At 65.0% G+C, this 19,800-nt stretch carries 19 protein-coding genes; 5 read left to right on the top strand and 14 right to left on the bottom strand.

Annotated features, from left to right (window positions below; all coding sequences use genetic code 11):
- The first annotated feature begins 99 nt into the window (after positions 1-99).
- Genes QZ186_RS07240 through QZ186_RS07225 form a run of 4 tightly spaced genes read left to right on the top strand, consistent with a single transcriptional unit; the run spans position 100 to position 2,393 of the window.
- Positions 100-795 (top strand): alpha/beta hydrolase, encoded by a 696-nt coding sequence (locus QZ186_RS07240; RefSeq protein WP_296416284.1) that lies wholly within the window; start codon positions 100-102, stop codon positions 793-795.
- Complete coding sequence (locus QZ186_RS07235) at positions 782-1,558, top strand: SAM-dependent methyltransferase (RefSeq protein WP_296416283.1); 777 nt, start codon at positions 782-784, stop codon at positions 1,556-1,558. Before QZ186_RS07240 ends, QZ186_RS07235 begins: the two co-directional genes overlap by 14 nt.
- The gene (bioD, locus tag QZ186_RS07230) at positions 1,555-2,232 is read left to right on the top strand and encodes a dethiobiotin synthase (RefSeq protein WP_296416282.1); all 678 of its coding nucleotides are present in this window, start codon (positions 1,555-1,557) and stop codon (positions 2,230-2,232) included. The genes QZ186_RS07235 and bioD overlap by 4 nt, the downstream gene beginning before the upstream one ends.
- Positions 2,229-2,393, top strand: a complete 165-nt coding sequence (locus tag QZ186_RS07225; RefSeq protein ID WP_010315271.1) for a hypothetical protein — start codon at positions 2,229-2,231, stop codon at positions 2,391-2,393. Before bioD ends, QZ186_RS07225 begins: the two co-directional genes overlap by 4 nt.
- On the opposite strand, the gene QZ186_RS07220 is transcribed toward QZ186_RS07225, so the two are convergent.
- Together QZ186_RS07220 and QZ186_RS07215 are read right to left on the bottom strand one after the other, a co-directional pair.
- A complete protein-coding gene (locus QZ186_RS07220; RefSeq protein WP_010315269.1) occupies positions 2,390-2,656 on the bottom strand; it encodes a DUF3143 domain-containing protein in 267 nt (88 codons plus the stop codon). The two genes, QZ186_RS07225 and QZ186_RS07220, sit on opposite strands and share 4 nt — an antisense overlap.
- Positions 2,598-3,098 carry a J domain-containing protein gene (locus QZ186_RS07215; protein ID WP_296416281.1) on the bottom strand — a complete coding sequence of 167 codons (501 nt, stop codon included), beginning with the start codon at positions 3,096-3,098 and terminating at the stop codon, positions 2,598-2,600. The genes QZ186_RS07220 and QZ186_RS07215 overlap by 59 nt, the downstream gene beginning before the upstream one ends.
- Positions 3,099-3,153: 55 nt before the next feature.
- Between QZ186_RS07215 and rsmG the strand changes: the two genes are divergently transcribed.
- Complete coding sequence (rsmG, locus tag QZ186_RS07210) at positions 3,154-3,882, top strand: 16S rRNA (guanine(527)-N(7))-methyltransferase RsmG (RefSeq protein WP_296416280.1); 729 nt, start codon at positions 3,154-3,156, stop codon at positions 3,880-3,882.
- On the opposite strand, the gene QZ186_RS07205 is transcribed toward rsmG, so the two are convergent.
- The 12 genes from QZ186_RS07205 to rpoB all read right to left on the bottom strand — a co-directional run bounded on the left by QZ186_RS07205 (position 3,879) and on the right by rpoB (position 19,609).
- Positions 3,879-5,078 carry an aldo/keto reductase gene (locus tag QZ186_RS07205; RefSeq protein WP_296416279.1) on the bottom strand — a complete coding sequence of 400 codons (1,200 nt, stop codon included), beginning with the start codon at positions 5,076-5,078 and terminating at the stop codon, positions 3,879-3,881. The genes rsmG and QZ186_RS07205 overlap by 4 nt on opposite strands.
- Entirely contained in the window at positions 5,078-5,473 is a 396-nt protein-coding gene (locus QZ186_RS07200) for a ferredoxin (RefSeq protein ID WP_010315260.1), read from the bottom strand. The genes QZ186_RS07205 and QZ186_RS07200 overlap by 1 nt, the downstream gene beginning before the upstream one ends.
- Before the next feature lie 9 nt (positions 5,474-5,482).
- A complete protein-coding gene (locus QZ186_RS07195; protein ID WP_247477059.1) occupies positions 5,483-5,875 on the bottom strand; it encodes a DUF1257 domain-containing protein in 393 nt (130 codons plus the stop codon).
- Positions 5,875-6,087, bottom strand: a complete 213-nt coding sequence (locus tag QZ186_RS07190) for a DUF2997 domain-containing protein (RefSeq protein WP_010315257.1) — start codon at positions 6,085-6,087, stop codon at positions 5,875-5,877. The genes QZ186_RS07195 and QZ186_RS07190 overlap by 1 nt, the downstream gene beginning before the upstream one ends.
- 65 nt (positions 6,088-6,152) lie before the next feature.
- Positions 6,153-6,953, bottom strand: a complete 801-nt coding sequence (locus QZ186_RS07185; RefSeq protein WP_247477057.1) for a HEAT repeat domain-containing protein — start codon at positions 6,951-6,953, stop codon at positions 6,153-6,155.
- A 39-nt stretch (positions 6,954-6,992) separates the two neighbouring features.
- Positions 6,993-7,118, bottom strand: a complete 126-nt coding sequence (locus tag QZ186_RS07180) for a hypothetical protein (RefSeq protein ID WP_010315253.1) — start codon at positions 7,116-7,118, stop codon at positions 6,993-6,995.
- Positions 7,119-7,142: 24 nt separating this feature from the next.
- Positions 7,143-8,885 carry a sodium:solute symporter family protein gene (locus tag QZ186_RS07175; RefSeq protein WP_296416277.1) on the bottom strand — a complete coding sequence of 581 codons (1,743 nt, stop codon included), beginning with the start codon at positions 8,883-8,885 and terminating at the stop codon, positions 7,143-7,145.
- A 47-nt stretch (positions 8,886-8,932) separates the two neighbouring features.
- The gene (gene rlmN, locus QZ186_RS07170) at positions 8,933-10,030 is read right to left on the bottom strand and encodes a 23S rRNA (adenine(2503)-C(2))-methyltransferase RlmN (protein ID WP_296416276.1); all 1,098 of its coding nucleotides are present in this window, start codon (positions 10,028-10,030) and stop codon (positions 8,933-8,935) included.
- Positions 10,030-10,185, bottom strand: coding sequence for a high light inducible protein (locus QZ186_RS07165; RefSeq protein WP_010315249.1), 156 nt, complete (start codon positions 10,183-10,185; stop codon positions 10,030-10,032). Before QZ186_RS07165 ends, rlmN begins: the two co-directional genes overlap by 1 nt.
- Positions 10,182-14,288: a DNA-directed RNA polymerase subunit beta' gene (locus tag QZ186_RS07160; protein ID WP_296416275.1), complete on the bottom strand. Its 4,107-nt coding sequence runs from the start codon at positions 14,286-14,288 to the stop codon at positions 10,182-10,184. The genes QZ186_RS07165 and QZ186_RS07160 overlap by 4 nt, the downstream gene beginning before the upstream one ends.
- Before the next feature lie 47 nt (positions 14,289-14,335).
- Positions 14,336-16,240, bottom strand: a complete 1,905-nt coding sequence (locus tag QZ186_RS07155) for a DNA-directed RNA polymerase subunit gamma (protein ID WP_010315245.1) — start codon at positions 16,238-16,240, stop codon at positions 14,336-14,338.
- A 78-nt stretch (positions 16,241-16,318) separates the two neighbouring features.
- Entirely contained in the window at positions 16,319-19,609 is a 3,291-nt protein-coding gene (gene rpoB, locus QZ186_RS07150; protein ID WP_247477049.1) for a DNA-directed RNA polymerase subunit beta, read from the bottom strand.
- Between the last annotated feature and the right edge of the window lie 191 nt (positions 19,610-19,800).

Genomic DNA, 19,800 nt, shown 5'->3' with positions numbered 1-19,800 from the left:
CCCGACCGTCCCTGTAGAAACGGCACGGCTGCGGCTCGTGCTTCGGCACGATTGCCCCGCCGGGACTTTGACCCGGTTGATTGAGGCCCTGGGGGAACCATGAGCGCGATCCAGCTCATCGGCATGCATGGCTGGGCTGGGGACCACCGCAGCTGGGCCCCCTGGGCGGCGGGCGCTGCGGCGCGGGGTTGGTCCATGGACTGCGGGGAACGGGGCTATGGCCAGGAATCCCCCCTGCAACCCCGCTGGGAGACCAGCGCCCAGCGGCGCGTTGTCCTGGCCCATTCCTTCGGCCCGCACCTGCTGAGCGAGGACCTCTGGCAGGGAGCCACAGCGGCTGTACTGCTGGCGAGCTTCACCCGCTTTGTCCCGGAAGGCCGAGAGGGGCGGGCCATCAGTGCGGCCCTGCGGGCCATGGGGCGCAGGATCAAGCTCGGAGAGGAGCAGGAGCAACTGCGGGACTTCCTGCGGCAAGCCGCTGCACCGCAATCCAGGTCGCTGCTGCCCGCTGGCCCCCTGGAACAGGGAATCAGCGATGCGGGCCGGGAACGACTGCTCGAGGACCTCGAGCACCTGGGGGCCACCAGCGGTCTCCCAGCGGGCTTCCCCAGCGGAATCCCCGTGCTGCTGGTCCAGGCTGGCCAGGACCAGATCGTGACGGCCAGTAGTCGCCTGGAACTGCAGCAAGCCCTGCCCCAGGCCACGGTCTGGACACGCGACGACCTGGGGCACTCCCTGATCGATCCGGCCTTGCCGGACGCCGTGCTCGATTGGATTGCCGATGTCCAGGCCTGAACCGCCGGCAGAGGGTTTCAGCGAGGCCGTCCGCGGCTGCTTCAGCGAGGGGGCCCGCCTGTACCCCAGTCGGGCGCGCCTTCAGGCCGCTGTCGCCCAACGGCTCGCCGGCCTCACTGCCCGCCAGGGGGTGCGATTCCCCCCCGGTCCCCTGGCTGATCTGGGGGCAGGCAGTGGGCTGCTGAGTCGCTCCCTAGAGGCGGCCCTCGGCCAAGGCCCCTGGCTACGGATCGACGCCTGCAGCGCCCTCCTCGAGCAGGGTGCTGGTGAGAACGCTGCGCTGATCCACTGGGATCTCAATCAGGGCCTGCCGGCGAGCCTGCAGCAACCGGCGGCCCTGGCCTCGAGCTTCGCCCTGCAATGGCTGGAGCAACCCGAACAGCAGCTGGGGACCTGGTGTGAGCAACTCCAACCTGGAGGCTGGCTGATCCTGGGGGTCCCCACCTCCGGCAGCTTCCCGCTCTGGCACCAGGCCGCAGCCCAGGCAGGGGTGCCCTGCACCGCCCTGGAGCTCCCTTGCGCCCAACGGCTGATCGACTGCGCCCAGCACCGGCTGCAGTTGCATCACGCTCAGGTGCTGCGGTTCAGCCGTCCGAACCGGGGCGGTCTCTGGTTCCTGCAACAGATCAAGGCGATCGGCGCCCAGGCCAGCCGCAGTCCCAAGCTCAATGCGGGACAACTCCGCCGCCTGCTGCGGGCCTGGCCGGGCCCGCAGCAGGCGATCGTTTGGGAGGTGCTGGTGCTCCTAGGACAGAAGCGATGACAGACACACCGCTTGGCGCCAACCAACGCCTAGTGATCTGCGGCACCGACACCGATGTCGGCAAAACCGTGGTCAGCGCCCTAGTGGTGCAGGGCCTGAAGGCCCACTACTGGAAACCGGTGCAGTGCGGGCTGGAGAACGGAGAAGGGGATCGTGAGCGGGTGCAGCGCTGGCTCGGCCTCCCGGAGGCGCGGGTCCTGCCCGAGGCCTATCGCTTCGCCGCTCCGGTCTCGCCCCATTGGGCCGCCGAACTGGAACCTGGGGATCAGCCCCCGATTGACTGCGAGCACCTCTCTCTCCCGGACGTGGAGGGTCCCCTGGTGGTGGAGACCGCCGGTGGGCTGCTCGTGCCCCTACGCCTGGACTGGTTGCAGATTGAGCAGTTGCAACGCTGGAACCTGCCGGTGCTGCTGGTGGCCCGCTCGGGGCTGGGCACCTTGAACCACACCCTGCTCTCGATCGAGGCCCTGCGCAGCCGCCATCTGCCGCTGCTGGGGATCCTGCTGAACGGGGAGCCCCATCCCAACAATGCGAGCACCCTCGAGAGCATCTCAGGGGTTCCGGTGCTGGGCTGTCTGCCGCCGCTCCCGAGCCTCGATGCCGTCAGCCTGCAACAGCAGTGGCAGGCCTTGGATCTCGTTCATAAGCTCAAGGGGGTCACGAGCCGCCCATGAAACCCTCCTCAGTCGCGGTCATCGCTGCTGTCACAGCCCTCTGCGCTGGGATCCTGGTGCTGTTCACCGACATCGAACTCTCGTTCGTGCGCTGGGTGAACTGTGGCCCGTTCTCCACCCTCAACGAAGAGCAGAGCGAGGTCTGCAAGCGCCAGCTCTAGGGGCCCGCCAGGATCGCAGCCTGCACGTCCGCGCGGGTGAGGCCGTAGGGGAAGTGGCGCTCGACTGAGCCCGCACCCTGCCCCCAGCGCACCGTCAGTTCTTCTGAACCCAAGACCATCTCGGCGCTCCAGGCGACGGTGGTCAGGTCCCATTCACAGGAGTGGTGGCCGCGCTGGATGCCGCCGAGCTCAGCGAGCCAACGCTCAAGAACCGGCAGCGGGTGGTTGTACAGCGGGGTCTGAGGCGACGGCAGATCCGACATCCACAAGCAGCGGGCTTGACCCATCAGTTTGCCCACCGGCCTCCAGCCAGCTGGGGGGCTTGAGGAATTCGGCGCCGCGGGACCAGGCCAGGCCGACCCCCAACACCAGGCTGAAGGCGACCGCCACGGCCAGCAGCAGCAGCGCGAACCACTCACCACCGGAGAGGGCGCGACGGACCGGAACTGGTTTCGGTGCGGTCCGTAGTGGCCGAAGGGGCAGCGGGGCCCGCAGGGTCGCGTCGTAACTGCGCCGGCGCTCAGGATCGCTGAGGGTGAGGTAGGCCTGCTGGAGACGGCGAAAGGCCTCCCGGGCCTCGGCCTCGGGCAAGTCGGTGGTGTCCGGGTGGTAGCGCTTGCTCAGGCTGCGAAAGGCCTGCCTCAACTCCTGACTGGAGGCCTCACTGGGCACCTCCAGCAGCTCGTAGTGATTGGCAGCCGCCAACGCAGGACACCGGTTGGGGAGGATCCTAGAGAGTGTGACGAGATCAGCCCAGGGGATGCCAGCGCCAGCAGACGCACTATGGGAGGCCTTGCACTGGAGACCCAGCGACGATCAGCTCCAGCGCTTCCTCCAACTCCAGGAGGAGCTGCGCCAGTGGAATAGCCGGGTCAACCTGACCCGCCTGGTGGAGGGCGATGACTTCTGGATCGCCCAGATCTTCGACAGCCTTTGGCCCCTGGTGCCGCAGTTGCAGGCGAACCCCGAAGCGTCTCTGCGTTGCATCGATGTCGGCACCGGGGGGGGCTTCCCGGGGCTGGCCGTCGCCATTGCCTTCCCCCAGGCGCAGCTGACCCTGGTGGATTCCGTGGGGCGCAAAACCCAGGCCGTCGAAGCGATGGCCCAGAGCCTGGGCCTGGGGGAGCGCGTGGAGCTGCGCTGCGAGCGCATTGAACTCACCGGGCGGCAAAAGCGCTGCCGCGGCCAGTTCGACCTGGCCATGGCCCGCGCCGTGGCCGCCGCACCGGTGGTGGCGGAGTATCTCGTGCCCCTGCTCGCCCCTGGTGGCGAGGCCCTGCTCTACCGCGGGCAGTGGGGCGCGGAGGACCAAGCCCAGCTGGAGAAGGCGGCCACGCAGCTCAAGGCCCAGATCCTGTCCTGCCGTCAACAGGAGCTGCCGGGGGAGCGGGGGCAACGCACCGCGATCGTGCTGCAGCCGAAGGAACCCTGCCCGAAGACCTACCCCCGGGCCGTGGGGCTTCCCAGCAAATTCCCGCTGGGGAGTTAGTCCTCCTGCATCAGGCGCTTGCTGGGGGTGCCCCCCACACGCTCCCGCAGGCGGCGCAGGATGCCGGGGATCTGCTCAACCCAGGGACTGGCCTGAAGCACCGCCTTGAGCTCGGCCTCGCTCACGCTCTCGTCCAAGGCATCCGCATTGGCACCAGGGAACCAATGGCTCGCCGCACCCAGCAGGCCGTAGCGGGCCTTGGCATAACTCTGGAGATCCCAGGCCTCCAGGAGGTTGTGCAGCCAGAGCAGGGTGGGCAGGTTGATCTGTCCAGGGGTGTCCTGCCATCTGGGCAGCCCCTGCTGCCAACTGCCCAGCCAGGCATCGCCGAGGGCGGAGAGCCGTGCCCCCTCGAGACGACTCACAATCGGAGGCAACAGCTCAGCGGCCTGGGGAAGCAAGGCGACGGCCTCCAGATGCAAGGCCAAGTCCTGCGGCCCTGAGGCTCCGACACTGATGGTCTGAATCCCGGGGTGGCTCAGGCAGAACAGATCGTTGAAGACGATCGGATGCAGCGGAGCACAGAGTTCCAGCAGCCGCTCTGACGGGCTATGGAGATGCCCCCCCTTGTCGGTGGGACTGATCACAAACACCCCCATGTCCCGGGCGCGGGCCGCCGCAATGGCGGGGCCGTTGTCCTGGCGGATGTAATACCAGTGGAGGTTGACGTAATCGAAGGCATCGCTGCCAATGGCCGCCTCGATGAGCTCCAGGGGGCCATGGGTGGAGAAGCCCACGCAGCCGATGCGGCCGTCCTGCTGCCAGCGCCGGGCCACCTCCATGCAGCCCCCTGGCTTGAGGGTGGCCTGAAGATGCTCCGGCAGGTTGATGCCGTGGATCGCCAGGCAGTCCACCCGATCGACCGCCAAGCGATCGAAGCTCAGCTGGAGCTCTGCCTCGAAGGCCTGGGCATCGTCCTGGGGAGGGACCTTGGTCTGCAGAATCCTCTGGGGATCAGGAATCTGGGGTAGCAACCAACCCAGCTGACGCTCGGAACTGCCGTAGTGCCGGGCCGTCTCGACGTGGTGAAAGCCGTGCTGCACGGCCGCTGCCAGCGTGGCCCGCAGGTTGTCCTGGCTCTCGGCCGTGATGCGATCGGCAGGCAGGTCAGACCAGCTCTGCTGAAAGCGCATCCCGCCAAGGGAGAGCAGCGGCATTGCCAGCTCGGTGCGGCCAAAGCGCCGTGTGGGCAGCATCAATGGGGCTCCCGCCTCGGGAAGGTGCGCCGGGAGCGAACCGGCGTCGGCAAACCCAGGGGCTGGAGTTCCTGGTGACGAGTTTGTTCTTGGAGCTCGGGCAGCTCCTCGTAACTCACCCAGTGAATGCAATCGACCGGGCAGGTGTCGATGGCTTCTTGAATCGTCTCGGTGCTGTCGCCGTCCTGACGGATGGCCCGCGAACGGCCCCAGTCGGCTTCCACCACAAAGGTGTTGCCGGCCACGTGGGCGCAGTAGCGGCAGCCGATGCAGACGGCCTCATCCACCCAGACCGCCTTCTGGCGCAGCGCTCCTCCGAGTACGGGCTCAAGACCGCTGCGCTCGGTGGCCGGAGCCGCTGGTGCCGAGAAGGCAACGGAGGGATCAATCCCCACGCCGAGGACCTAGCCGTCCCAGCGGGTCACGACGAGCTCAATCGTGCCGTCCTGCTCTTGGCGCTCTTCCGCCACCTGGAAGCCTTCCTGGGCCGAGGCCGCCAGGATGCTGCGCAGGGCATAGCGCTGGGTGAGCTTGGAGAGGAAGCGCTCGACGGGGATCGGCTGACTCCAGAGATCGAGATCGGTCACCAGCTCGTAGCTGCCAGAGGCGGCATTCCAACGGAAGCCCAGATCGCCGGCACCCTCGGTGGGGATGGACAGCTCAGCGGTCACGGTCTGGCCGCGGTATCCACGCACCTGGCACTCGCCCTCCATGGGGGAGTGACCCAGATCTTTCAGGGCATCAATCAGAGCGGAGCGATCGCGCAGTTCTGTTTTGACGGTGCTGAAGTGCGACATCAGGAGACCTGGGACGAAAGAGTCTGCTCGGGCTGAACTGTGGTGGTTTGGCCCTGGAAGGCTTCAGAGGTGGGCTGGCGTTGTTGAACAACGCCCAACTTCTCCTCGATCCGCTCGGTGAGCTGCTCGCAGCCGTGGCCGGTGATGCCCTCAACGACCTCTTCGACGCGACCGTCAGGCCGAATGCGAAAGCGGATCGTTTGCTGGGCCATCCCGAGACACGGGCGGTGTCACGCGATGCTAGCCGCGAGAGCCGGTTGCTGAGTGGAGCGGCGCCTTATGCCAGCAGTCCCTCATCCACCAGGGTCTGCAGGCGCTCGAGGATCTCCGGACTCTCCAGCTGCTCCAGGGCCAGGCGAGCCTCATCGCGCACGGCCAAATCCGCGTCGTTGAGCATGGCGTTGAGCAGGGAGTCCACCACCTCCTTCTGGCGGGGTTCCACCAGATCCGCATAGAGGCGGCCCAGGGACCAGGCGCTGTTGCTGCGGACCACGGGCTCGCTGTCGATCTTGAGGGCCAAGAGCAGCTGACCAGCGGCCTGATCAGCCTTCGCCAGGCCGGTCGCCCCGGCATCGGCCAAGGAGCTCGCGGCCCAGAGCCTGACCGCTGCGATATCGGTTTCCAGGGCCCGGATCAAGGGATTCATGACCGGAGCATCGGGATAGCTGCTCAGGCTCCAGGCGACGGCCTTACGCACGTAGCCATTGCTGTCGTTTTGCAGCAGCTGCAGGAGCGGCGTCAGCGCCTGGAGGTCCGGGTTCCGCCCCAGGGCATAGACCGCGCTCATGCGAATGATCGGGCAGCTGGCCTCCAGCAGGGGCAGCAGCTTGGCCGGGGCACGGGGATCGCGGTACTCGCAGAAGATCCGCAGTCCCTGCATGCGCTCCTCATGGCTGCCATCGAGCCAGGCCAAGCCCAGGTCGCACTCCGCTGCGACATCGGCGGCGGCCAGCTCAGCCGAGTCGAGCTCATCAAGGGGGTCACCGAGCAGCTCTTGGGCCAGCTCCCGGGCCAACATCTCCGGGTCCAGGGCCAGTTCAGCCGGGCTCTGCGAAGACTCGGGATAAGGGCCAGTCATGCGGAGGATCGTAAGGGCCGTGGTGGCCGAGTCCCGGACTCAACCCACCGGCGCGGGGGCTGCCATATCGCCGGGCAGCCAGATGCGAGCACTCACCGCAAACAGGGCCAAACCAAAGAGCAACACGATCGCGGCGGGGAGCAGGGTGGAGCGGAGAAATTGCACGGTTGGGCCTAAGCGATCAGGCCATCATCCCTCCGCCGGCACGCGACCGCTGCCGCGGCGCAGCAACAGGCCCCCGACCACCGCCAAGACCAGACCACCCCATCCCCAAAGCTGCAGCTTCAAAAGGAAGCCACCGATGCCAAGCAGGGCACCAAAGAGCAGGGCGCAGCCAGCCAGCAACAAGAGCAACAGGCCTGGGAGCGTCTCGTCGGCCTGCACGGCCGTCCGCTGGCGCCAGCGGGTCCAGCCGGGACCCGGGGGGCGGACCTGACGGACAAAGCGCTCGAGCACCTCGGGCGACTCCGGCGGGGTCGCCAACATCGCCAGCAACCAGAGCCCCGCCGTCAGCAGGGTGGTCACCAAGAGGCGCACGCCGTAGTCATCGATCCGCAACAGGGGCACCACGGAGGTGGAGAAGCCAATCAGGAAGCCGCCGAGTAGGGCCGCCAGCTCAGCGGCGGCATTGACGCGCCACCAGAACCAGCGCAGGACAAGAACGACCCCGGGCCCCGTCCCCATGGCAATCACCAACCGGAAGACCGTGCCGATGCTGGTGCTCATCAAGGCGGTGAGCACCCCCAAGACCACCAGCAGCACCGACGCCAGCTGACCGACCAGGAGCAACTCCTTCTCCTTGGCCTGAGGCCGAATAAAGCGCTGGTAGAGGTCATGGGTGAGGTAGCTGGCTCCCCAGTTGACCGAGGTGCTGACGGTGCTCATGAAGGCGGCCACCAGGGAAACAACGACCAGTCCCAAGGCCACAGGGGGGAGCAGTTGGACCGCCAACAGGGGGTAGCTCTGCTCCCAGTCGGTCTGATCCGGCAGCAGGACCACCGCGGCCAGGGCCACCACGATCCAGGGCCAGCTGCGGAGGACGTAGTTCACGCCCAGGAAGACCCAACCGGCGGTGCGTGCTTCGCGCTCGTCGCGGGTGGCGAGCAGGCGCTGGATGAATTCGCCACCACCATCGCTGCGGCGGAAGCTCCACCACTGGAGGGCCAGGTAGGAGCTGAAGGTGGCAATGGAGATGCCTGCCCCATCCAGCCACTGCAGCCGTCCGCCCTCAACCTGCCAGGGGACCAACGACAAGAGCTCTGGCCGCTCGAGACCGCGGATGCTCTCCAGCAGGGCATCCATCCCGCCCGCGGCATGGACCGCTGCCACCGAGACAGCGATCGCCCCCAGCAGGGCCAGCACCAGCTGAAGCATGTCCGTGACGACCACGGCCCAGAGGCCGCCAGCCGCGGTGTAGACCAAAACCAGCAGGCCAACGATGGCCAGCAGGGTGACCCTGGCCTGGGGAGTGGGCGCCAAGCCCAGGGCCTCACTCACCTTGGCCATGGCCAAGAAGGCATAGCCCAGGCCGATGCAGTTGATCGGCAGGGCAAACAGAAAGGCCTTGATGCCCCGCAACCAAGCGGCCGTGGGCCCGCCGTAACGCAACTCCGTCAGGGCCGCATCGGTCAGGACACCGCTACGTCTCCAGAGCGGAGCAAAGACCACCGCCATGGCGACATGGGCCACACCAAAGCTCCACCACTCCCAGTTGCCGGCGAGGCCGCGCACGCCCACCAGACCCGCCACATAGAGGGGCGTGTCGATCGAGAAGGTGGTGGCCGCCATCGAGGCCCCGGCCAGCCAACCCTTGAGCTGACGACCCGCAACGAAGTAGTCCTCCTCGCTGCGATTGCGGCGGGCCAGCCAGAGGCCAACGACGAGGCTTGCCACCAGATAGGCGATGACGATCGCCCAATCGATGCTGGTCATGGCCGCCCTTCACTGGAGGGCAGTCTCCCTCAGTTCAGCAGCAACGGCTACGCGGGCTCCAGGCTTCCTTCGAGGCGGCGGCGCAGCTGACCACAGGCCGCATCCGCGTCCAAACCGCGGCTGGCGCGAACACTCACGGCCACATGCCGGTCCATCAGCGCGCGGCGGAAGGCCTCAACCGCCTGGGGGGTGGGGCGCTGGAACTCCTCTTCCTGGATCGGGTTGTAGGGAATCAGGTTCACGTGGCTTTGGAAGCCCCGCAGCAACTGAGCCAGCGCCGCCGCATGGCGCGGCTGATCATTCAGGCCACCCAGCAGGATGTACTCGAAACTGACTCGGCGGCCGGTGATCTCCACGTACCGGCGGCAGTCCTCGAGCAACGCCTCAATGGGGTAGGCATGGGCGGTGGGGATCAGCTCCTCGCGAAGCCGCTGATCCGGGGCGTGCAAACTCACCGCCAGGGTGAATTGGGCACGGCCCAGGCGCTCGAGGGCCAACTCCGCCAATCGCGGCAAGGTGCGCGGAACCCCGACGGTGCTGACCGTGATCTGACGCTGGGCCATGCCCAGATCCGTGCAAAGGCAATCAATGGCCGCGAGCACCGACTCCACGTTCAGGAGCGGTTCACCCATCCCCATGAAGACCACATGACTGGGGCGTTGGTCCATGACCTCACGCACACTCAGCACCTGATCCACGATTTCGTGCACCGCCAGGGAGCGTTGCAGGCCCCCCTTGCCGGTGGCGCAAAAACGGCAGGCCATCGGGCAGCCCACCTGGCTGCTGACGCAGACCGTCAGGCGACCTTCCGCCGGGATCCCGACCGTCTCAATGCTGAGCTGATCGTGGGTCCCCAGCAGCAACTTGGTGGTGCCGTCACTGGCGATGCTGCGGTGGAGCTCCCGCGAGCGTCCCATCCAGTCGAACGCACCGGCAGGGGGTTGGGACGCGAGCTGCTCGCGGAAGGCCTTGGGCAAGACCGAGACCTGATCCAGGGAGCGCGCCCCCTTGGCATAGAGCCAGTCATGGAGTTGACGGCCGCGGAAGGCGGCCTGCCCGTGCTGCTTGGCCCACTGCTCCAAAGCAGAGAGGCCCATCCCCAGTAGGGGACGGGCCTCGTCCAGTGGCGGACTGGCCTGGGGCATCAACCCCAAGCCAAGAGCGCATGCCCCAGCTTGTACTCCACCGCCAGCAGGGCGATGAAGCCCAGCATTGCGACACGACCGTTCAGTCGTTCGGTATGGGTGTGGAAGCCGTAGCGCGGCAAACGGCGCTGGGGAACGAGCTTGGGCTGGATCATGACTCGTCGGCCAACAGACCCTCATTCTGGAGACCCTGAACGGCCTCCGGGTCGGCGATCAGCTCCTCCTCAAGTCCCTCTTCCACCGTGGGGCGGGTGAAGGCTGCGGTGGTGCTGGCGCTGGCCTCGATGCCGTGGCGGGTGCGGGTGGCATCCAGGTCGGCATCGGAGGGATCGTCGAGGATCGCGCCGGCATTGGCCGCAGAGGGAGCTGCGGGCATATCGACGGTGTAATCCGGGCGCAGGTTCTGCAGACGGCGGTAGTTCATCGCATCCTCATCAAGGATGTCGGGATGGGGACCCGCCTCAGCGCGGAGCTCCTCTTCGAAGCCGCTGAAGCCGGTACCTGCAGGGATCAGGCGACCAATGATCACGTTCTCCTTGAGGCCGCGCAGCCAGTCGCTCTTGCCCTCGATGGCGGCTTCGGTCAGCACGCGGGTGGTCTCCTGGAAGGAGGCCGCGGAGATGAAGCTGTCGGTGTTGAGGGAGGCCTTGGTGATGCCGAGCAGCACCGGAGTGAACTCGGAGGGAGCACCACCGGTGATGGCCATGGCGCTGTTGACCTGCTCCACCTGGCGCAGTTCGATCAACTCACCGGGCAGCAGGGTGGTGTCGCCGGCGTCCTCGATCCGGACCTTGCTGGTCATCTGACGAACAATCACCTCGATGTGCTTGTCGTCGATGGTCACGCCCTGGGACTTGTAGACGTTCTGGACTTCCTGCACCAGGCGGAACTGGAGCTTGGAGATCGCCTCCATGGCCGCTTCCAGGGTCGGCTTGCGGCTGCGCAGATCTTCGAAGAAGCACTCCAGCAGCTCGTGGGGGTTGATCGGACCGTCGGTCAGCAGCTCACCGGCGGTGACTTGCTGGCTGTCGCTGACCATCACGTTCCGGCCCAGGAGGATCGGGTACTCGGTGATGGAGTCATCGCCTTCGATGACCGTCACGGTGACGGAGTCGTCGTCGTCGCCCTGCTTGATCTCAACGGTGCCGGCCTTGCGGCAGAGCACAGCCGATTCCCGCGGACGGCGGGCCTCGAGCAGTTCCTCAATACGAGGCAGACCCTGCACGATGTCACCGGTCTTCTGGCGCTCGAACACCAGGAGGGCCAGGGAGTCACCGCGCTGCACCAGTTCACCATCGCGAACGTGCAGGACGGAGTCGGGCGAGACCATGTAGGGACGGCCCAAGCGGATGGTGAGGGTGTTGCCATCCACGGACTGAACCTGACCGCAACAGGGGGCAGGAACGCCCTTGGCCAAGAGATCGCCATCGACGAAGCGCTGACCGGGCTTGACCTCGGACTTCGCAGAGCCCAGGTCAATGCTGCGGGTGTCGCTTGCGCGCTCAACGATCAGACGGCGCACAGGCTCACCATCGATCACATCGGGGACCTGCACCACACCGTCTTCCTTGCAGAGGATTTGGGTGGTTGCGACCACATCACCGGCCTTGACGCTGTCGCCGTCATTGACGGAGAGGTCGGTATGGGTGGAACCGTGGCTGGCGTCAGACAGGGTGTCGCGACGAACCAGCAGGCTCTCAAGGATCACGAGCTGGAGGCGCTCGATGGTCTTGGCGCGCTTGTCGGGAACAGCCTCGACATCCACCGTCATTTGAGGGGTGGTGTCAAAGGTTTCGAGGATCAGCTGCGTGCGCAGCAGTTCGACGCCCTCAACGCTCTTGATCAGCTCGCCGTCCTTGAAGGCCAAACGCTGGGTGGCCTTGAGGCCCAGGCTGGGACCGTTCTTCTGGGTGACGCTACCGAGATCAGGCAGGTGAGCCTCATCGGGGATGCGGTACTCCTCAACGGGACGCAGCAGCAGGGCGCCGCCCTCGGAGGTCTCGACGGCTTCAACGAAGACCATGGCCTCGGCCTTGAGACCCTTGGCGATCTCCTCGCCGGGGTTGACCATCTTGCCGTCGCTGTAGCGAGCCACGACCTTGGCGTCGGAGACGTGGTGCAGCTGGCCGGAGCGAACGATGATCTCGCGAAGAATGTCGTTCTTCTGGGTGACGGTGACGATGCCCGCGGTCTGGCTGAAGATGTCCTTCACCACCTCGGTGCCGGCTTCAATCCACTGACCGTCTTCGATCATCAACAGGGAGATGTCCTTGTTGATCTCGTGGGTCTCCTGGGGGATCCAGAGCAGGGTGCCGCCCTTGTTGACCTCGTAGCCGTTCTTGGCGCTACGGGCTTTCTTGATGGCCAGGCCAGGGGCGAACTTGACGATGCCCCCGGTCTGGGTGCGGAAGCGATCATCGGCGAGTTCCGCGATCACCTCACCGTTACCGATCTTGGTGCCGGGGTGGGTGTTGAGGCGATAGCGGATGTTGTCCTTGCCCTCCAGGTGCCAGAGCTCACCAGCATGGGTGGATTCACCCAGCAGCTTGCAGTCCTTCAGGGTGAGGCTGGTGGTGACGATCTGGACCTCACGGGAGTCGCCAGCGCTCTCGCGCAGGCGCACGGCACCGCCGTACTCACTGACCAGACGGCTCTCGGCCAGAACCTCGCCAGTGGTGACCTTGGTGTTGCCAGCGATCACGGGCTGGGCGTTGGGCGGCAGGTTGTAGACATCGCCGCTGTAGACCCACATCCGGCCAAGACGCTGGGCCTTGAAGGTGCTGTTGCCCTGGCGGTCGGTGACTTCCTTGGGCTGGATGGCGTCCTCGTAGCGCACCTGGCCAGCCAGGTCACAGATGACGTCTTTGGTGGCCTTCTCAACGCTCTTCTTGACGGAGGAGCCAGAAGAGATCTGAGCCAGCATCATGTCGGCCGGCACCTCAGCGGCATCGGTGACGAACAGAAGGGAACCGGCGGTGATCGAGAGCTTCTGGGCCTTGCCGCTGCCGCTGGGCTTCAGGGTCAGGGGGAAATCGTTCTCGGCGATCTGAGCCTCCACACCGTGGGGGGTGCGGAAGGGGCGCACGCGCGCCTTGGCTCCGAACTCGATCGTGCCCGCGATTTGCGAGCGAACCACACCCGTTTCTGCGGTGGACACACCACCGGTGTGGAAGGTCCGCATGGTGAGCTGGGTACCGGGCTCACCGATGGACTGGGCGGCGACGATGCCGACGGCTTCGCCCAGGTCAACCAGTTGGTTGTGGGCCAGGGCCCAGCCATAGCACTTGCGGCAAACCGAACGGGCGGCTTCGCAGGTCAGCGGTGAACGAACCACCACGGTCTGCACGCCGGCGGCTTCGATCTGGGCGGTGATGACGGCATCGATCTCGCCATCGCGGTCGACAATCAGATTGCCTTCGCCGTCCAGGACGGGCTCAGCGGCAAGACGGCCGACGAGCTTGGCGGCGTAACGGCCCCTGTCATCGGCGTTGATGGGAATACCGCGGGTGGTGCCGCAGTCGTCTTCACGGACGATCACGTCCTGGGCGACGTCCACCAGACGACGGGTCAGGTAGCCGGAGTCGGCGGTACGCAGTGCCGTATCCACCAGACCCTTACGGGCGCCGTAGGAGGAGATGACGTACTCAGTAACCGTCAGGCCTTCACGGAAGTTGGTCCGGATCGGAAGGTCAATAATTTCCCCTTGGGGGTTGGCCATCAGGCCGCGCATGCCCACCAGCTGACGCACCTGGGACATGTTTCCCCGGGCCCCGGAGTTGGCCATCATCCAGACCGAGTTCAGCGGGTCGTTCTCGTTGAAGTTCTTCTTGACTTCTTCAACCAGACGCTCGTTGGTTTCCGTCCAGGTGTCGATCACCTTGGTGTGACGCTCCACCTCGGTGATTTCACCCAGGCGATAGCGCTCCTCGGTGTCGGTGATCTGCTGCTCTGCTTCTTCCAGCAGACGAGCCTTTTCACCGGGGATCCGCAGGTCATCCACGGAGATGGAGACGGCGGCCTGGGTGGCGTAATGGAAGCCCAGATCCTTGAGTTCATCGGCCAGGGAAGCCGTCGCCGCGGTGCCGTGGTTCTTGTAAGCCCACGCCATCAAGTTGCGCAGCTGCTTCTTATCGATCGTCCGATTACGGAAGGTCGGGGCCGCCTTGCTCAAGGGAGCGTTAGCGGGAGCAGGAGCTTCGGCCTTGGCCGACTTCTTGCTGGTCTTCTTGCTGGTCTTCTTAGAGGGAGTGGCGGTCATGGCTGCGCGCGATGAAGGGGAGTTAGGGGTTGAAAACGTCCGGGATCTCAGGCGGCTGCCACCGCATCGATGATCGTGCTGTTCATCACCACGCGTCCGACGGTGGTCAACAGATAACGGCTGATCAGAGCACCGTCCTCGTCGAGACGATCACGACGGAACCTCCACTGTTCAATCCGAGTCCCATCGCTGAGGGTCTCCTGCTGGACAGGCTCCTTGGCTTCACCTTCGGTATCGACTTCACCGTTGAAGCGCACCCAGACCCAGTCGTGCATGGTCAGGTGCTTGTCTTCAAAGGCGTTCAGCACGTCACGCAGACCGGCGAAGGTGCGGCTGCGGTCACCGAACTCAGGCTTGATGCCCGCCGGCTGCTCGGCGGTGAGGTAGTAGGCACCCAACACCATGTCCTGGGACGGCGTGATGATCGGATCACCCGTTGCCGGAGAAAGGATGTTGTTGCTGGCCAGCATCAACATGCGGGCTTCGGTCTGTGCCTCGATGGCCAGGGGCACGTGGACGGCCATCTGGTCACCGTCAAAGTCAGCGTTGAAGGCCGGGCAAACCAGGGGGTGCAGCTGAATGGCGCGGCCATCGACCAGCTTCGGCTCAAAGGCCTGAATGCCAAGACGGTGCAGGGTTGGTGCTCGGTTCAGCATGATCGGGTGACCATCGATCACCTCCTGCAGCACCTGCATCACCTCATCATCGGCGCGCTGAATCAGCTTCTTCGCGGCCTTGATGTTGTTGACGATGTTCTGACGAATCAGACGGTGAATGACGAAGGGTTGGAACAGCTCGATCGCCATCTCCTTGGGCAGACCGCACTGGTGCATCTTCAGCTTCGGACCCACCACGATCACGGAACGACCGGAGTAGTCGACGCGCTTACCGAGCAGGTTCTGACGGAAGCGGCCCTGCTTGCCCTCAATGATGTCGCTCAGTGATTTGAGCGGACGGTTGTTGGCACCCACCACGGTGCGACCGCGACGGCCGTTATCGATCAGGGCGTCAACCGCCTCCTGCAGCATCCGCTTCTCGTTGCGGACGATGATTTCAGGGGCGAGGATTTCCTGCAGACGGGCCAACCGGTTGTTCCGGTTGATCACACGACGGTAGAGGTCGTTGAGGTCAGAGGTCGCGAAACGGCCACCGTCGAGCTGCACCATCGGGCGCAGGTCGGGGGGAATCACCGGAATCACGTCCAGGACCATCCACTCAGGACGGGCACCGGTGGCGATGAAGTTGTCGATCACGCGCAGGCGCTTGATCAACTTGGCGCGCTTCTGACCTTTCGAGCCAGCGATCTCTTCGCGGAGCTGTTCAGCAACGACCGGAAGATCCAGGTCTTCGAGCAGCTGCTTGAGAGCCTCAGCGCCGATACCAACGGTGGGCTCGTTCTCGATCTCCGAATCTTCGGCGTAGATCTCGTCTTCGATCTCCAGCCACTCGTCTTCGGTGAGCAGCTGCTTGTAGGTCAGATCCTTGTGGTCGCCCTGGTCGAGCACCACATAGCAGTTGAAATAAACAATCTGCTCAACATCCCGCAGGGGCATGTCCAGCAGGATGGCCACGTAGCTGGGGATGCCCTTCAGGTACCAAACGTGGGACACCGGAGCGGCGAGCTTGATGAAGCCCATCCGGTGACGGCGCACCCGGCTTTCCGTGACCTCCACACCGCAGCGCTCGCAGACGATGCCGCGGTGGCGCACCCGCTTGTACTTACCGCAGTGGCATTCCCAGTCTTTGGAGGGGCCAAAGATCTTCTCGCAGAAGAGCCCGTCCATTTCGGGCTTCAGGGTGCGGTAGTTGATGGTTTCGGGCTTGGTGACCTCGCCCACCACCTGACCGTTAGGCAGCGTGCGCTGCCCCCACTGCATGACCCGCTCGGGTGAGGCGAGCGTGATCTTGACGTAATCGAAGTGGTTTTCGGTGCGGAGATTGCTGTTGGTCATGACCTAAGAGCGCGCGGAGATCGGAAGGAAGAAGGGATCTGACGGTCACCCCAAAGGGTGGGCCGAGTTGATCAGCAATCAGTCGTCGTCGTAATCCGCGACGCCGAGGGATTCGTAGGTGGGTCGGTTGGGGGTGCTGCGGCGTGGATTCACGTCCTGCATGAGGTCGACTTCCTCACCCGCATCGGTGTAGACCGCGATGTCGAGACCCAGGGACTGAAGCTCGCGCATCAGCACCTTGAAGGACTCGGGGGTGCCAGGACGAGGAATCGGCTTGCCCTTGACGATGGCGTTGAGCGCCTCGTTGCGGCCCTGCATGTCGTCGGACTTGACGGTGAGCAGTTCCTGCAGGGTGTAGGCGGCGCCGTAGGCCTCGAGGGCCCAGACCTCCATCTCACCCAGACGCTGGCCGCCCTGCTGGGCCTTACCACCCAGGGGCTGCTGGGTGACCAGGGAGTAGGGACCCGTGGAGCGAGCGTGGATCTTGTCGTCCACCAGGTGAACCAGCTTGAGGATGTGGGCGTAGCCCACGGTCACGGGCTGGTCAAAGGCCTCGCCGGTCCGGCCATCGATCAACTGGATCTTGCCGGGGTTGTCAGGGTTGTAGACCCAGTCCTTACCGGGCTGGGACTTGGCCGCCTCGAGATAGGCCTGAACGGTGTTCTTCGAGGTCTCAGGGCCGTGCATTTCGTCGAAGGGCACCACCTTGACGCGGCAGTCCAGGTGGGATGCAGCCCAGCCCATCAAGCACTCGAAGACCTGTCCGACGTTCATCCGGCTCGGCACACCCAGGGGGTTGAGCACGATGTCGATCGGGGTGCCGTCGGGCAGATAGGGCATGTCCTCCAGGGGAAGGATGCGGCTGATGATGCCCTTGTTGCCGTGGCGGCCGGCCATCTTGTCGCCGACCTGGATCTTGCGGCGCTGGGCCACGTAGACCCGAACCACCATGTTTGCGCCGGGCGGCAGCTCATCGCCCTGCTCGCGGGTATAGATCCGGACGTCGACCACACGGCCACGCTCGGTGCTGGGAACGCGCAGGGAGTTGTCGCGGACATCGCGAGCCTTCTCACCGAAGATCGCGCGCAGCAGCTTCTCTTCCGGGGGCTGGTCCGACTCACCCTTGGGGGTCACCTTGCCGACCAGGATGTCGCCGCTTTCGACATAGGCACCAATGCGGATGATGCCCATCTCGTCCAGGTTGCCCAGGCTCTCCTCGGCAACGTTGGGGATCTCGCGGGTGATCTCCTCAGGTCCAAGCTTGGTCTGACGGGCTTCGATCTCGTACTTCTCGATGTGCACCGAGGTGTAGAGGTCGTCGCGCACCAGGCGCTCGGAAACGAGAATCGCGTCCTCGTAGTTGTAGCCCTCCCAGGGCATGTAGGCGATCAGAACGTTCTGACCCAGGGCGATTTCACCACCCTCACAGGCCGAACCGTTGGCCAGGACCTGACCGGCAATCACCTGATCGCCAAGTTTGACGATCGGACGATGGTTGAGGCAGGTGTCCTGGTTGGAGCGCTGGTACTTCTGGAGGTAGTGGGTGTGGTCGTTGCCCTCTTCATCGCGAATGACGATCGCGGTGGCATCGACAAAGCTGACCGTGCCGTTGACGGTGGTGATGGGGACCATGCCCGAGTCACGGGCGACCTGGGTCTCCAGACCGGTGCCGACCAGGGGACGCTCAGGGCGCAGCAGAGGCACAGCCTGACGTTGCATGTTCGAACCCATCAGGGCCCGGTTGGCGTCGTCGTGCTCGAGGAAGGGGATCAGCGAGGTTGCAACCGAGATCACCTGAACCGGTGAGAGCTGCACGTAGTCGACCTGCTCGGGGGGCACGGTCTCAAAGTCCTGGCGGTAGCGCACGGGAACCAGGTCGGCCTTGATCCGGCCATCGGCGTCGGTGGCGACGTCGCCAGGAGCCACACGGCACTCGTCCTCGAGATCCGCCGAGAGGTAGAGGGGGTCACCCTGCTTGAGGACGATGCCGTCCTCCACCTTCCAGAACGGGGTCTCGATGAAGCCGTACTCGTTCACCCGGGCGTGGGTGGCCAAGGAGCCAATCAGACCGGCATTCGGACCTTCAGGGGTCTCGATCGGGCAAATCCGGCCGTAGTGGGAAGGGTGGATGTCGCGCACGGCAAAGCCAGCGCGCTCGCGGGTCAGACCGCCTGGGCCCAGGGCGCTGATGCGGCGCTTGTGGGTCAGCTCAGCCAGGGGATTCGTCTGATCCATGAACTGGCTCAGCTGGCTGGAGCCGAAGAACTCCTTGATCGCCGCCACCAGGGGCTTGGGGTTCACCAGCTGGGCCGGGGTCAGACTCTCGGTCTCACCAACGGTCATCCGCTCTTTGATGATCCGCTCGAGGCGATTCAGACCAACGCGGACCTGGTTCTGCAGCAATTCGCCCACGGAGCGAACGCGGCGGTTACCGAGGTGGTCGATGTCATCGAGGGTGGCGCCACCCACATCGAGCTCAAGGTTGATCAGGTAATCGATCGTGCTGAGGACGTCCTCAGGGGTGAGGGTGCGCGTCGCATCGGGGATGGTCAGGCGCAGCTTCTTGTTGATCTTGTAGCGACCAACCCGGCCGAGGTCGTAGCGCTTGGGATCAAAGAAACGGCTGTGCAGCAGGGTCTGACCACCGCTCACCGAGGGGGGTTCACCCGGACGCAGCTTCTTGTAGAGCTCAAGCAGAGCCTGGTCTTCTGAAGCGATGCCTTCGTCGTTCGCCGCCTCGATGGACTTTTGGTAGTACTCGGGGTGGCGCAGCTTGTCGAGGACGTCGTTGTCGGACAGGCCGATGGCCCGCATCAACACGTGGGCGTTGATCTTGCGGGTCTTGTCGACGCGAACGTGCAGCAGGTCGTTCTTGTCGGTTTCAAACTTCAGCCAGGCGCCACGGTTGGGGATCAGGCTGGCGTTAAAGGTCTTACGGCCGTTCTTGTCCTGCTCGTCTTTGAAATAGACGCCGGGTGAACGCACGATCTGGTTCACGATCACGCGCTCGGCGCCGTTGATGATGAACGTGCCGCGCTCGGTCATCAGGGGCAGTTCCCCGATGAACACTTCCTGCTCCTTGATTTCGCCGGTCTCCTTGTTGACCAGGCGGCAGGTCACATACATCTGGGACGCGAAGGTCGCGTCACGGCGCTTGGCCTCTTCCACGTCGTGGCGAGGGCGCTTCAGGCGGTACTCGCTACCGATGAAGTGCAGCTCAAGCTTGCCGGTGTAGTCGGTGATCGGGGAGAAGCTCTCCAGCTCCTCGATCAGGCCCTTCTCCAGAAACCATTTGAAGCTCGCGCGCTGCACCTCCACCAGGTCGGGGAGGTAAGTGGCGGTCTTGGCGACCTGAATCGCGCTGCTCATGCGGTGAACCTGCAGGAACGGGTGAAACGGAACGGAGGGCCTGGACAGCAGTTTCAGAACCAGGCGGAGATCAAGACGAAGGGGGATGTCAGCGCGACATCACCACACAGACGACAGAGCCAGCCGTCCCTCTCGGGAGCGACTGGCCAGCTGGGGCGCCTATTCAGATCGCTTGAACACCGCAGGGAACG

It is taken from the genome of Vulcanococcus sp. DEBay_Sum29NL08_54 (assembly GCF_017859255.1).
Lineage (GTDB): Bacteria > Cyanobacteriota > Cyanobacteriia > PCC-6307 > Cyanobiaceae > Vulcanococcus.
Note: the sequence above shows the minus strand (reverse complement) of the source record. Positions and strands in the feature narration are given on the sequence as shown.

Coding starts and splice junctions, on each gene's coding strand:
- QZ186_RS07225 (WP_010315271.1), top strand. CDS start 2,229: ATGAAACCCTCCTCAGTCGCGGTCATCGCTGCTGTCACAGCCCTCTGC.
- QZ186_RS07235 (WP_296416283.1), top strand. CDS start 782: ATGTCCAGGCCTGAACCGCCGGCAGAGGGTTTCAGCGAGGCCGTCCGC.
- QZ186_RS07240 (WP_296416284.1), top strand. CDS start 100: ATGAGCGCGATCCAGCTCATCGGCATGCATGGCTGGGCTGGGGACCAC.
- QZ186_RS07160 (WP_296416275.1), bottom strand. CDS start 14,288: ATGACCGCCACTCCCTCTAAGAAGACCAGCAAGAAGACCAGCAAGAAG.
- QZ186_RS07185 (WP_247477057.1), bottom strand. CDS start 6,953: ATGACTGGCCCTTATCCCGAGTCTTCGCAGAGCCCGGCTGAACTGGCC.
- QZ186_RS07175 (WP_296416277.1), bottom strand. CDS start 8,885: ATGACCAGCATCGATTGGGCGATCGTCATCGCCTATCTGGTGGCAAGC.
- QZ186_RS07220 (WP_010315269.1), bottom strand. CDS start 2,656: ATGTCGGATCTGCCGTCGCCTCAGACCCCGCTGTACAACCACCCGCTG.
- rlmN (WP_296416276.1), bottom strand. CDS start 10,030: ATGCCCCAGGCCAGTCCGCCACTGGACGAGGCCCGTCCCCTACTGGGG.
- rsmG (WP_296416280.1), top strand. CDS start 3,154: ATGCCAGCGCCAGCAGACGCACTATGGGAGGCCTTGCACTGGAGACCC.
- QZ186_RS07155 (WP_010315245.1), bottom strand. CDS start 16,240: ATGACCAACAGCAATCTCCGCACCGAAAACCACTTCGATTACGTCAAG.
- bioD (WP_296416282.1), top strand. CDS start 1,555: ATGACAGACACACCGCTTGGCGCCAACCAACGCCTAGTGATCTGCGGC.
- rpoB (WP_247477049.1), bottom strand. CDS start 19,609: ATGAGCAGCGCGATTCAGGTCGCCAAGACCGCCACTTACCTCCCCGAC.
- QZ186_RS07165 (WP_010315249.1), bottom strand. CDS start 10,185: ATGATCCAGCCCAAGCTCGTTCCCCAGCGCCGTTTGCCGCGCTACGGC.
- QZ186_RS07205 (WP_296416279.1), bottom strand. CDS start 5,078: ATGCTGCCCACACGGCGCTTTGGCCGCACCGAGCTGGCAATGCCGCTG.
- QZ186_RS07190 (WP_010315257.1), bottom strand. CDS start 6,087: ATGGCCCAGCAAACGATCCGCTTTCGCATTCGGCCTGACGGTCGCGTC.
- QZ186_RS07195 (WP_247477059.1), bottom strand. CDS start 5,875: ATGTCGCACTTCAGCACCGTCAAAACAGAACTGCGCGATCGCTCCGCT.